11 protein-coding genes are annotated in these 12,886 nt (G+C 60.6%); 5 read left to right on the top strand and 6 right to left on the bottom strand.

The features are described 5' to 3' along the window. Positions 1–9: 9 nt before the first annotated feature. A complete protein-coding gene (locus tag JOE65_RS14520; RefSeq protein WP_205163854.1) occupies positions 10–630 on the bottom strand; it encodes a LysE family transporter in 621 nt (206 codons plus the stop codon). A gap of 83 nt (positions 631–713) precedes the next feature. After that, a complete protein-coding gene (locus JOE65_RS14515) occupies positions 714–1,712 on the bottom strand; it encodes a trypsin-like serine peptidase (RefSeq protein WP_205163853.1) in 999 nt (332 codons plus the stop codon). A gap of 357 nt (positions 1,713–2,069) precedes the next feature. Here JOE65_RS14515 and dnaK point away from each other — a divergent pair, with 357 nt between their 5' ends. The 4 genes from dnaK to JOE65_RS14495 all read left to right on the top strand — a co-directional run bounded on the left by dnaK (position 2,070) and on the right by JOE65_RS14495 (position 6,242). Beyond that, on the top strand, positions 2,070–3,941 hold the full coding sequence (gene dnaK / locus JOE65_RS14510) for a molecular chaperone DnaK (RefSeq protein ID WP_205163852.1): 1,872 nt from the start codon (positions 2,070–2,072) through the stop codon (positions 3,939–3,941). 2 nt (positions 3,942–3,943) lie between these two features. Continuing rightward, positions 3,944–4,672, top strand: a complete 729-nt coding sequence (locus JOE65_RS14505) for a nucleotide exchange factor GrpE (protein WP_205163851.1) — start codon at positions 3,944–3,946, stop codon at positions 4,670–4,672. 96 nt (positions 4,673–4,768) lie between these two features. Continuing rightward, entirely contained in the window at positions 4,769–5,779 is a 1,011-nt protein-coding gene (locus JOE65_RS14500) for a DnaJ C-terminal domain-containing protein (protein WP_205163850.1), read from the top strand. Positions 5,780–5,819: 40 nt separating this feature from the next. Next, positions 5,820–6,242 (top strand): heat shock protein transcriptional repressor HspR, encoded by a 423-nt coding sequence (locus JOE65_RS14495; RefSeq protein ID WP_205163849.1) that lies wholly within the window; start codon positions 5,820–5,822, stop codon positions 6,240–6,242. Between the two features lie 72 nt (positions 6,243–6,314). Here JOE65_RS14495 and JOE65_RS14490 read toward each other — a convergent pair whose 3' ends face one another. The 3 genes from JOE65_RS14490 to trmB all read right to left on the bottom strand — a co-directional run bounded on the left by JOE65_RS14490 (position 6,315) and on the right by trmB (position 9,642). Further along, entirely contained in the window at positions 6,315–6,806 is a 492-nt protein-coding gene (locus JOE65_RS14490; RefSeq protein WP_205163848.1) for a hypothetical protein, read from the bottom strand. 24 nt (positions 6,807–6,830) lie between these two features. After that, positions 6,831–8,624, bottom strand: coding sequence for an S-layer homology domain-containing protein (locus JOE65_RS14485; RefSeq protein WP_205163847.1), 1,794 nt, complete (start codon positions 8,622–8,624; stop codon positions 6,831–6,833). 112 nt (positions 8,625–8,736) lie between these two features. Further along, the gene (trmB, locus tag JOE65_RS14480; protein WP_205163846.1) at positions 8,737–9,642 is read right to left on the bottom strand and encodes a tRNA (guanosine(46)-N7)-methyltransferase TrmB; all 906 of its coding nucleotides are present in this window, start codon (positions 9,640–9,642) and stop codon (positions 8,737–8,739) included. Between the two features lie 297 nt (positions 9,643–9,939). On the opposite strand from trmB, the gene JOE65_RS14475 reads away from it, so the two are divergent. After that, complete coding sequence (locus tag JOE65_RS14475; RefSeq protein WP_205163845.1) at positions 9,940–11,493, top strand: DEAD/DEAH box helicase; 1,554 nt, start codon at positions 9,940–9,942, stop codon at positions 11,491–11,493. Positions 11,494–11,551: 58 nt separating this feature from the next. Here JOE65_RS14475 and JOE65_RS14470 read toward each other — a convergent pair whose 3' ends face one another. Continuing rightward, entirely contained in the window at positions 11,552–12,877 is a 1,326-nt protein-coding gene (locus tag JOE65_RS14470; protein ID WP_205163844.1) for a DUF2254 domain-containing protein, read from the bottom strand. Between the last annotated feature and the right edge of the window lie 9 nt (positions 12,878–12,886).

The following is a 12,886-nucleotide window of genomic DNA, read 5'->3' as shown; positions in this document are numbered from 1 at the left end:
ATGAGTACCTCACACGGCGGCAAGGCCCACTCCGACGGCGACGAACAAACCGCCGAAGATACGGTTCAGGATCTTCTGGCCGTGGGCGTTGCGGGTCAAGCGCTGAAAGGTTTTGGCCGCAGCGGCAAAGAACAGCCACATGACGAGCACATCGACGACCACGACGGTCCCCGTGAGTACCAGGTACTGCGGAATCAACGGCTGGTCAGGTTTGATGAATTGGGGCATGAAGGCCAGAAAGAACACGATTGCCTTGGGATTGAGTAGGTTGACCCAGAGGCCCCGGCGAAACATGGAAAAGCGTGGTTCGTGGTAGTGGAGGACAACGGCGTCGTTGTTCAGTTCGGCACGCTCGCGGAACTTCTGGATCCCGAGGTAGACGAGGTAGGCAGCCCCGCCGTAGCGGATGATGTTGAATGCCAAGGGGGATCCCGCTACAAGAACGCCAACGCCAGCGGCGACGATCAGGATGTGAGCGATCAGTGCTAGTTGCTGACCGGTGATGCCCCAGATCGCGCGGGTGTATCCGGCGTTCAGTGAGTTGCTCATGGTGTTGATGGCTCCGGCGCCCGGAGTGAAGCTGATCAGGAGGCACGCGCCCACGAGGGCAAGCCAAAGTGAGGGAAGCACTGTGTCATCTTAGGGTAGACAACCAACAGGGTCACACCGGTTACCCAGTATGACCCTGTTGCTGTGTTGCTGTGTCTCAGTGTTTACGAGCTGGATGCCTGGCTGTAGACGTCCTGGATGACGCTTCCCCAGTAGGGGCCGAACATTGCGTCCACGCTGCCGTAGCCGTAGCTGTTGACGGAGTTCTGGTTACCGGAGCTATCGCTGTTGATGAACCACGGTCCGCCTGAGGATCCACCGGTCATGTCGCAGGGGATGCCCTGCGTCTCGAATTCCGGGCTGATGGTGTCCGGGGTTGCCTGGCCGGAGCAGGACTTCAGCGTCTGGCCATCAAATGGAGCGCCGGCGGGATAACCGTATGCGGTGTAGTTCTGTTCGCGTTCGGCGTTGAAGTCGAGCCCTGAAGCGCCAACTACTTCACCGAGGCTCTGTCCGTTCAGGGGAGCCACGACGGCAAAGCCTGTGTCATAGGCCATGTTGCCCTGGTTCACCCACTGCGTTGGTGCGAACAGTTCTTCCGCGGACCACTCGCCGTAGGGTGCATTGCCGTTCTCATAGGCGGGGACGAAGATCCACTTGGTGGCGAACGCACCCGGGCCCTCATTCAGGCAGTGCCCGGCGGTGGATACAGTGCTCTGGTTGTTGGACGTTACGGCGTTGCCGGAGCAGACGTAGTTGGAGCCGCCGAGGCTGAAGAAAACCTTTCCAATATGGTCAACGGGGTTCTCGCTGCCCGCGGTGGGAGTGGCTGCGCCATTGCCCTTCTTCGACTTATCGCTGTTATTGCCGGTGATGGTGACGTGCTCTCCGCGCTGCACGGTCGCTTGGTTTGCCTTGGCCATTACTGAGGACTGGGCTTTGGACTGCTCCGCGAGCACGGATCCGGGGATTGCATTTTCCATTCGTTCCGGGGTCCAGTAGTCGGCGCTGCTGCCCGCGGTAACGGCTTGACTCACAACAGCGGGAGCCTTGGCGTCATCGTCCACTGTTCCGACCGCCTGAGCGGGCATTCCGGTAAACATTCCTGCAAGTACCGTGGCCGAAGCGGCAAGTAGCCCGCCGGCGATCTTCTTGTTATTCATGTTCAACCTTACTAATCGGTTGATGACCAAATCGTCATCTTGGATAACAAAATAATCACAACACTAACGAGTGTTGTAAACATCACACCCCCGATATCAGGAGATTGGCGTGTATGACCGCTGTTTGAGAGCAAAGGCCTTGACGCACGAGGGGTTCCGTGGTCGGGTACCTCTCTTCATTCCTCCAGAACGCTCAGAAGAACTTGAGCCAGGCACGCTCAGGTCTGACTTGACACCATCATGAGCGAGAGTAAACTTGAGTGCAGAACGCTCAATCATGTCGGGTTGGGCGTGCCGCACCGGCACTCGCGGTGTCCGGCAACGCTATTCAGTGGATCTCTGAAAGGACCAGCACTTATGTCACGTGCAGTAGGTATCGACCTCGGTACTACCAACTCGGTGGTTTCCGTACTTGAAGGTGGCGAGCCCACCGTTATTGCAAACGCTGAAGGTGCCCGCACCACGCCGTCCATCGTTGCCTTCTCCAAGGCTGGGGAAGTTCTTGTCGGCGAAATCGCGAAGCGCCAAGCAGTCAACAACATCGATCGGACCATTGCTTCCGTCAAGCGCCACATGGGCACCGACTGGGGCGTAGCGATCGACGACAAGAAATACACGGCGCAGGAAATCTCTGCCCGCATCCTTCAGAAGCTCAAGACCGATGCCGAGTCCTACCTGGGCGAGAAGGTCACGGACGCCGTTATCACTGTCCCCGCTTATTTCAATGATGCCGAGCGCCAGGCCACCAAAGAAGCCGGAGAAATCTCGGGACTGAACGTCCTTCGCATTGTCAACGAGCCCACGGCAGCAGCGCTGGCGTACGGTCTGGACAAGGGCAAAGAAGACGAACTAATCCTTGTCTTCGACCTCGGTGGCGGCACGTTCGATGTTTCCTTGCTGGAAGTTGGCAAGGATGAGGACGATTTCTCCACGATTCAGGTCCGCTCCACCTCAGGCGATAACCGCCTTGGCGGTGACGACTGGGACCAGCGTGTAGTGGACTACCTGCTGAGCCAGGCCAAGGCGAAGGGCGCGGATCTTTCCAAGGACAAGATCGCGCTTCAGCGTTTGAAAGAAGCTGCCGAGCAGGCCAAGAAGGAACTTTCCTCGGCCAGCTCCACCAACATTTCCCTCCAGTACCTCTCAGTTACTGCTGACGGCCCGGTTCATCTGGACGAGCACCTGTCTCGCGCCAAGTTCCAGGACTTGACCAAGGACCTGCTGGAGCGCACCAGGAAGCCGTTCCAGGACGTCATCAAGGAAGCTGGCATCAAGGTCGCTGAGATTGATCACATTGTGCTTGTTGGTGGTTCCACCCGCATGCCGGCCGTCGTCGAGCTCGTCAAGGAGTTGGCAGGCAAGGACCCCAACAAGGGTGTCAACCCGGATGAGGTTGTGGCCGTTGGCGCCGCGCTTCAGGCCGGTGTGCTGAAGGGCGAGCGCAAGGACGTTCTCCTGATCGACGTCACCCCGCTGTCCCTCGGCATCGAGACCAAGGGTGGCATGATGACCAAACTCATTGAGCGCAACACGGCCATCCCCACCAAGCGGAGTGAAACCTTCACCACGGCGGATGACAATCAGCCCTCGGTCGCCATCCAGGTGTTCCAGGGTGAGCGTGAGTTCACTAGGGACAACAAGCCTCTGGGTACCTTCGAGCTGACCGGAATCGCACCGGCACCGCGCGGAGTACCTCAGGTAGAGGTCACGTTCGATATCGACGCCAACGGTATTGTCCATGTTTCTGCAAAGGACAAGGGCACCGGAACTGAGCAGTCCATGACCATCACGGGCGGGTCTTCACTGTCCAAGGAGGACATTGACCGCATGGTTCAGGAAGCCGAGGAGCACGCTGAAGAGGACAAGATGCGCCGCGAGGCAGCAGATGTCCGCAACTCAGCCGAACAGCTGGCGTACTCCACCGACAAGCTCATTCAGGACAACTCAGACAAGCTGCCTGAGGACGTCAAGACAGAGGTCCAGTCCGATGTTGATGAGCTGAAGAAGGCCCTCGAGTCCGAGGACAACGCCGATGAGGTCAAGGCCGCGTTTGAGAAGCTGCAGGCTTCCCAGACCAAGCTCGGTGAGGCCATCTACGCTCAGGCCCAGTCGGAAGCAGGGGACGCAACGCCCGGCGAAGGTGCACCAGAATCCGGTGACGCTGGCAACGCCGACGACGAAGACATCGTTGACGCTGAAGTGGTCGACGAAGACGAAGAAAAGAAGTAAACATGGCCAATCACGGAAATGAGAACGGGCACGAAGGTGCCGACGAACAGGAACCGGTGACGTTCCGGGACAACCGGAAGATCGACCCGGAGACAGGGAAAGTCCGTGGTCAGGCCGAGGACGCGAGCGGGGAGGCTGCCTCTTCGGAGGCAGCCAACCCTGTAGCGGAATCAACAGCGGGAGACGCCTCTGCGTCAGCTGCTGATGGCCGCGATGGCGACGATGGCGGCGATGGCGGTGATGCACTGTCTCAGGCGGAAGCCATCCTCAATGGGGTGGGCGACGCCGACGACGCGTCGGTGACGGAGGCCACGGATGCAATGGCTGAACTGCGCAACGATTACCTTCGGTTGCAGGCTGAGTACGTCAACTACCGTAAGCGCGTAGAACGCGACCGGGATGTTGCCCGCGATATGGCGGTCATCGAGGTCATCAACACCTTGATGCCCGTTTTGGATGATATCGACGCCGCACGTCAGCATGGTGATCTGGCCGACGGCCCCTTCGCCGCGATCTCCATCAAACTGGAGACCGCGCTGGGGACGTATGGGCTGACCAGGATCGATGAAACCGGTGTGGATTTCGATCCGAATATCCACGAGGCTCTGATCCAGCAGCAAAGCGCAGATGTCACTTCTGACAGTGTGAGCCAGATTCTGCGCGTTGGTTACAAGAAGAATGACAGGGTGCTCCGTGCAGCCCAGGTCATTGTGGCTGTACCGGAAGCTTAACGGTGGCCGTGGCGTGGGCCTTCGTTCCCGGTGGACGAGGGCCCACGCCAACCACTCGCTGATGCTCTTCAGATTTTAAACGGAAAGGACACGTCCTTGGCAAGTCAGGATTGGGTCGAGAAGGACTTTTACAAGATCCTTGGTGTATCCAAGGACGCAACCGACTCCGACATCAAAAAGCAGTACCGCAAAATGGCACGGAAATTTCATCCGGATCAGAACCCGGGTGATGCCGCGGCAGAGAAACGGTTCAAGGACATTTCAGAAGCCTATGCTGTGCTGTCAGACGCCGAGGACCGGCAACAGTATGATGCCATTCGGGCTATGGGAGGCGGTGCGCGCTTCTCAGCAGGCGGGCCCGGAGGCGGTGCGGGAGGTGCGGCCGGCAACGCCGGATTCGAGGATCTTTTCGGTGGCCTGTTCGGCCAGGGGCAGTCGCAGAGTCGTCCCGGCCGTGGTGGTGGTGGTGGTTTCTCCCAAGGCAACGTGCCGCCAGAGTTCGCGGACCTATTCGGTGGAGGATTCTCCGGCGGAGGTTCTGGCTTCGGCCAGGCGCCCCCGCGCAAGGGTGCGGACCGTACTGCCAGCACCACGATCTCCTTCGGTGGGTCGATCAACGGCACGTCGATTGGTTTACGTGAGCCATCCGGTGAGGTCTTAGACGTCAGAATTCCGGCGGGCATCAAGGATGGACAGAAGGTTCGGGTCCGTGGCAAGGGACAGCAGGGGCCAGCCGGCACCGGGGACCTGATGGTCGCGGTCAGTGTCCGCCCGCATGAGTTCTTCACCCGCGACGGCAATAATATTCGGGTCCATGTGCCCGTGGCATTCGCGGAGGCTGCACTAGGGGCGCAGATCGAAGTTCCAACCATGACTGGGGACAAGGTCAAGGTGAAAGTTCCGGCGGGGACACCGGCGGGACGTACTTTTCGCGTGAAGGGTCGGGGCGTGAAGACGTCCAAGGTAACCGGCGATCTGCTGGTGACCATCGACGTCGTCGTACCGCAGAACCTGAACAAGGAAGCCGAGGCCGCCGTGAAAGCTTTTGCGGAGGCAACCAAAGACGCAAATCCGCGCGATGGGCTTGCGGCAAAAGCCAGGCTCTAATCATTGTGTGGCATAACCGCGACGTGGAGGGAGACGCACCATGGGCATCGATCTAACGGCGCCGATCTTTGTGATCTCGGTTGCTGCGGAGCTGGCGGATATGCATCCTCAAACGCTGCGCCAGTACGACAGGCTAGGCATTGTCAGGCCACTGAGACAAGCAGGTAGACAGCGCCGCTACTCTCAGCGCGATGTGAATATTCTCCGCGAGGTTCAGCGACTATCCCAGGAAGGTGTTTCCCTTGAAGGGATCAGACGAATCCTGGAACTTGAAAATCAGGTGGCCGCTCTGCGTAGCCGCGTCTCCGAATTGGCGGAGGAACTTTCCCAGATGCGCTCGACGACCGATGGTTCCCGCGTGTTTGCCGCCGGGTTGGCTGGCGACGTCGTGACGCTGGCCCGAGGGCAACGCCCACGTGCCCGCGGACAGTCGCTGGTGATCTGGCGGGGTGGGCAGCGCTGAAGTTGTGAAGTGAAGACCAAGCAGAGTCAGTCATTCTATCCAGTGACTGCCCCTGCTTGGTTCTCGGCGACCTTACTGCGGCCCGGTCAACGTGTTCGCTGATCCAACGGTCTCCGGAAGGGTGCTCAGCGGCTTCTCCCACATCACGGTATTGCCGTCACCGGCAACCCACACGGATTCAGCGGTGGAAGTCGTCACCGTGTTCTTGCCGCTCTTGCCGCTCTTGTCCACGATGCCTTTGGCGCTTTCGACCTCAAGGACTATGCCCTCGCCGCTGAGGGTGATGACGCCGCAGTCGCCGGTCAGGTTCACGGGGCTATCCATGGACGATTCGACGGTGATGTCCTCGCCCTGGCACTCTCCGCCGTCGGCAAGGTCTGCCGCGCCGTCGTCCTTGCCCGAAGCAGCTTCATCGGAGCGAGGGGTCGCGGAAGGGGCTAGAGGATGACTCGGTGCTGGTGTCGGCCGATGATTCCGTAGTGACTTTGGATTCGGCCGTTTCCGACGTCTCTGTGTGACTCCACCTTGGCATTCGAACTTCAGACTAACAGTCGTTTTATTCACGCGCTGAGTTCAGAATTGCACTTGCTAGGACCTGCAGCCACCGTTCTGCACCTGGAAGGTATCCAGCCGGTGAATGAAGGCCGCCATCGCTTCGCGGGTGATGGGTGCAACCTGGCGGTACGTTCCGTCGTTCCAGCCATTGGAGATGTTAGTTGCATCCATCCATGCAATTTCGGTGTAGAACTGCGAAGCGCGGGTGACGTCGACAAACGGCGACGACGCAGGGGCCCTGTAGGAGGCTGCCGCATGCACGTTACAGAAGTCGCCCGCATAGCGGTAGAGGAATGCCGCCATGGCGTCACGGTTGATGGTGTTATTGGGTCGGTAAGAGCCATTGGACCATCCGTTGGCCAGTCCCTTGGCGTCCATCCACGCTATTTCCTTGTAGTAAGGATGCCTGGTGGAGACGTCCTTGAACGGGCTGCGGGCTGGTGGGGTGAACGCGGGACGTCCCGCGAGCCGGTACATGAACGCCGCCATGGCATCGCGGTTCATTGCAGCGTACGGCCGGTACGTTCCATCCGACCAGCCGGTGGTGAGCTTGCGGTTGTACATCCATTCGATGTCGCTGCGAAAGCCTGTTCCGGAAAGGTCCAAGAATGGGCGTCCGGAGTCGATTGTCACGGACGCGTAGCTGTTGGTCACGTTGTTGATCCGGACGGTGGTTCCAGCGTGAGTGCGGAACGTCTGGCCGCTCTGCCAGGTGAGGTTCGGGTGGTAGTAGCCAGCGTATGGGCGTGTGTCGGGTCGAAGCACAATGGACGACGCCGCCGTCAGGCCTCCACTTTGGGTGATTTTGACGCCGCGGTTCCCACCGACGGCAAGGTTCCGGTCGAAGCCCAAAGGTGTTCGGAGTTCAAGGTAGTAGACCTCTCCGCTACGGGGGTCGGCGAACTTCACGGCCCGGTTCGATGCGGTTCCGGCCCACGGGCGAAGGGTGAGAGTCTTACGACCCGAGGCGACACCGAGGTTGCGGACTTCGTCGCCCCGTCCAAACCCGCCCTTGTCCCAGAAGCTGGCGCTGATGACGGCGGTATCCCAGTGGCGGCCGATGCCCATGACATCGAGTGAGTCGCCGTATTCCTTGATGCCGCAGGTGGAACCGGCGTAGACTGCGACGTCGGATTGCCCCGATCCACACTGTAGGGCGTCCGCGTGCAGGAGCCCCAGCAGGTGACCGAATTCGTGGGTGGTGACGTTCCCCGTGAAGTTGCTCGGCCTGGGCATGAGGATCCGCCCACCGGTTCCGCTGCCGCTCCAGCCCGCACCCAGGGCTCCGCCGGAGAGGGTGTCGGTGGGGATAAAAATGACCAGGGCGTTGTAGCCGGTCTGCCGCCAGTTCAGCTCCGCCGTCACCTTGTTCATGATGTCCCAGTATTGCCAGGTGGATTTCGCTGCTGAGTTGTGCCGGAGACGGGTGGAGCTCACGGACATGGAGATCCGATTGTTCGACATCGACTTCCAGTAGGTACTCGACTGGTTAACGGCTGCTTTGGCGGCGTTCACGTCGATGGACCCGGCTTGGGCCTTGTCGGCGAGGTTGACCGTGACGAGGGTGACGTTGATATTCCCTCGGCGTTGGCCCGGTGCGCTCATCGGGGAGGCGATACCGCGTTCGGCAAGTTTCGCCGCATTATCCAGGGGGCTGCCAGGCTCTACCCGGTGCGCGGTGATCGGCGCCCCGGGGTCCGGTGCGATGACCGGCGGCGCAGATGGTATTGTCGGTGCGCTGTGAGCGGGCGCGGCGCCAATCGTGGTGAGGCTGCCCGCCAAAAGGATGAGTGCGGTGAAGGTGGCAGTGCGCTGCAATAGTGACACGGGAAGCTCTCTCGATCCGGGGTTTCCCAGGGGACGTGGGAAGGTACAGGTGCTACCAGGATCAATCGGCACTAAATTCCGCGCCGTTAGCAGTGATGCGAAATCTCTTCCGTCAGGCGCGCCGATACGCGAGATCAAATATTAACCGGCCAGCGTCGTGTGCCTTGTTCTCGAAGCTTGTGAGCTCACGTCCCTCAAAGCGAGGCGCCCAGCCGCCTGTGCTGTCCTCATCGTCGCCCACCGACGCATTTCCCGTACTCACAGGCAGTTTGCCTTCCCGAACAGGTGCCCCACCCACTACCCGTTCGACGCCGCTGGCCCACACTTGAGTGAGCGGACTCTCGTGTCCACTGCGTTCGCCGTCGTGCAGGTTCTTGAACTCAGTGGATTCCCCCAGGACGGAGCGCATCTGCACTGCGTAGTCTGACCAGTCGGTGGCCAGACGCCAGATACCGCCGGGTTCAAGGACTCGGGCGGCGAGCTCCGCGAAGCTGCGTTGAACGAGTCGGCGTTTGACATGGCGCTTCTTGTGCCACGGGTCGGGGAAGAACACCCACAATTCAGAAACGGACCCGGGGTGGAGCATGGTTTCGAGTACCTCGGGTGCGTTGGCCTGCACCACCCGAACGTTTTCCAGCCCAAGTTGACCGACGCGGTAGAGCGTCTGGGCAAGGCCGGGCAGGTACACCTCGACGGCAAGGAAGTTTCGATCGGGGTGGTCGTGGGCGGCAGCAGTGACAGCTTCGCCGAGACCGGAACCGACCTCGACTGTCAGCGGAGCTTTTCGGCCGAAGGCGGCGTCGACGTCGAGCCGGAAGTCCGAGTGGACGGACGTGTCCGACAGGTTGCGGGGAACCTCAATAGCGAAGCGCTCCCGGTACTGGTCCCACGCCTGCTCGCGGCGGCCCTGTAGCCGGGAACCCCGGCGTACAAACGACACCGTCTGCACGCCGTAGGGCTGGCCCTCGGCGTTGTATTTTGCGGGTGTCCGGTGCGTGTTGTCTGGTTCGATGCTCATCGGATCTAGGGTATCCCGCCGCGTCGCACTGCACTCCCTCGTTCCAACGAGAGTGACGAGGCCAACAAGGGGCAGGTCGCCAGTTCCCCCAGGCAGCTGGTAAACTAAGAGGACTTGCCTGTGCACTTTAGGCCCCGAATACTGCATGTCGGACCGCACAGCATGCGTCGATGAACGCTTTCTTTTGTCCCGCTACCACTCCACATGGAGTGCGGTTGACACTGTCTGACTTTCCTTCGGCGAACCCCTGCGCCAACCGGTGTATGGGGAGATTGAGAAGAAAGTTCGTGTAAATACATGACTACTTTTGCTGCCCTTGGCGTGCCTTCCACGCTCGTCAAAACTCTTGCCGCGCAGGGAATCACTGAAGCATTCCCTATTCAGTCGGAGACTCTTCCGGACACGCTGAAGGGCCGGGATGTCCTGGGCCGTGGCCGTACCGGTTCGGGAAAAACCCTCGCTTTCTCACTGCCCATGGTGGCCAGGCTTGCCGAGCGCGAGGCGGCTTATCGCCGTCGTCCGGGCCGCCCCCTTGGACTCGTACTGGCACCGACCCGCGAACTCGCGACACAGATCAACAATGTCGTGGCTCCGCTGGCGGCAGCTGCCGGGTTGAACACCACTGTCATTTACGGCGGCGTTGCACAGCAGCGGCAGGAGCGGGCATTGCGTGCCGGCGTTGACATCGTCATCGCATGCCCGGGACGCCTCGAGGACCTGATGAAGCAAAAGATCATCAGCCTCGAGAGCGTAGAAATCACGGTCCTGGATGAAGCGGACCATATGGCAGACCTCGGTTTCCTCCCGGTTGTTCAGCGTCTACTCAACGCGACGCCCACTGAGGGGCACCGCATGTTGTTCTCGGCCACGCTGGACAACGGAGTGGACAAGATCGTCAAGCGGTACCTGACCTCTCCGCTCACGCATTCGGTAGATGACCCGACGGCGTCTGTAACCACCATGGAGCATCACGTGCTCTTGATCCAGGACCAGACGGCGAAGAAGCAGTTGGTGTATCAGCTGGCGTCGGGAACGGGTCGGCGCCTGATGTTCATGCGCACCAAGCACCATGCCCGGAAGATGGCGAAGTTCCTCACGGACAGCGGCATTCCGGCCGTGGACCTGCACGGAAATCTGTCGCAGAATGCCCGCGACCGCAACCTGGCGGAGTTCTCGACCGGCGGTGTCCGCGTGCTCGTGGCCACTGACGTTGCAGCGCGTGGTGTCCACGTGGACGACGTTGAACTCGTGGTCCACATCGACCCACCAACAGAGCACAAGTCGTACCTGCACCGTTCCGGCCGAACGGCTCGTGCTGGCTCGGACGGAACGGTTGTCACGATCGCACTGCCGGAACAGAAGCACGAGGTTGGAAAGCTCATGAAGGCCGCTGGCGTCAATGTGGCCATCCAAACCGTTAGCCCGACGTCGCCAGCCGTGATGAATATCGTAGGTGAGAAGGCGCCGGTAGTGGACCCGACGGTGCGTGCCCGTGCCATCGCCAACCGTCAGGCAGGCGAGGGTGGCGGAAAGTCCACGGGTGCCAACGCCCAGCGCAAGCGGGCTCGCCGTAGCGGCAGCGCTCCGGCTGCCGGTGGGCGTGGAGGACGCGGTGGACGCGGCAAGGTTTCGGCCGAGCCCAAGTCCGGCGACGTCGTTCGCGCGAGCCACGGGAAGCGCCCGGACAACGCGGCGCGTGCCCACGACGGCAAGCGCCCGGATAAAGCAGGCCGGACCCAGGATGGTAAGCGCACTACAGATCAGGCGGCGTCGGGCCGGAACAAGCGTCCAGTCCGTAGCGGCCCTCGTCGGGCCAGCGCACCGGCGTCGAACGAGCGCCACGCACGCTAGACGGCGATCCCCATAGAGGGAACGCCCACTAGAGCAACGCTCTCGGGAGAGTAAGTGGTCATGTGTTCAGGGTGGCGGAGAGTACCGGTTCCGCCGCCCTGCGCACGGCTAAGACGTCGCGGTCCATTGGCCTTGTTCCTTCGAACGCTTGGACAAGAAGCCGAACGTGGTTGTGGATGCCCCGCAATATTTCAGGTGCCGTGGCTACCTCAAACAGCCGCTGCGCCAATTCGCATGCTTTGAGGATCACTATCGGGTGTTCCAGCGCGTAAGTTCGGACGGGGTCGAACGTTTCGTCCAGTAATTGCAGTGTTGTAGGGGCGGAGATGAATAGCCGCGGAACGCTGTCGTCGTCGTTGAAGACGTCCTGTGGCTCGGGACGCGAACAGGCCAGGGCAAGTCCAGAGGCCACCTCGTCCAACGCATTTCTTGCGGTATAGGGGTCATTGGTGCTCGGGGAGAGCGCCCGAACCCCCATTTCTACAACCTGCTGCACAGCAAATCGCGGGTCACTATAGGGCGTTCGTTCCTGTCCTGCACTGATGCTGTTGCGAATGGTGTCAGCCAGGTCATCAGCGCACGATGCCGGCCACACCTCCGCGACTACGTCGTCCTTGATGACGTGCGCACCAGGTGGACGGGGCAAACGAACCACGGCCCCGGCGTCCGTAGCGGCTTTCATGATGCGCTCGGTGTCAATTGCCTGAATGTAAGCAGAATTCTTTTCCGCATGTACTAAGCCGGCCGAAGTATTTGGTGGGTTAGCCGCGATGGTTGGGCTGTTATCGGCGCCTGTGTCTCTCTCCGGGAACGCGGCCTCGACGGATTCTTGAAGCTCTCGTCGGACCTTTCCCGCGAGGGTTGAGACCTGAATCGAGTCTGCAATGTGGTGAATGAAGAAGACGAGAACGGCTACGTTGAGGACGGCCAGCAGCACGGCACCGTTGACAGCAATGTCCGGGACAAACCCGGGGGTGGACTCCTCTCGGGCACGGATGGTCCGCAACACCATGAGGCAGTAAAGAAATGTTGCGCAGAATACACCGAGCACGTATTGGTTGGCTCGATCCTTCATGAAGTTCCGAACCAGACGCGGACCGTACGTTGCGCTCGCTGTCGCGAGGACCGAAATGGTGATGGAGAAGCTGGTCGCCGCCACGGTGAGGACTGATCCTGCGATGGCGGTTAGGATGTCGCGGCCGCCCGCAGGCCCAACATGAAAAATAAGGGCGTTCAGTGCACCCCAGTTCTGCAGCTCTGCTACCTGGTCGATGGCTACCATGAGCTGGGCTATTAGCAGGGCGGCGATACAGAGCAGCGTTGGGACGAACCAGAATGATTCCCGAAGCGTGCGGAGCCTGGTCTGTGTGGCGGTGCCGGTCATGGAGCCACC

Origin of the sequence: Arthrobacter roseus, from assembly GCF_016907875.1 — a bacterium.
GTDB classification, from domain to species: domain Bacteria; phylum Actinomycetota; class Actinomycetes; order Actinomycetales; family Micrococcaceae; genus Arthrobacter_J; species Arthrobacter_J roseus.
Note: the sequence above shows the minus strand (reverse complement) of the source record. Positions and strands in the feature narration are given on the sequence as shown.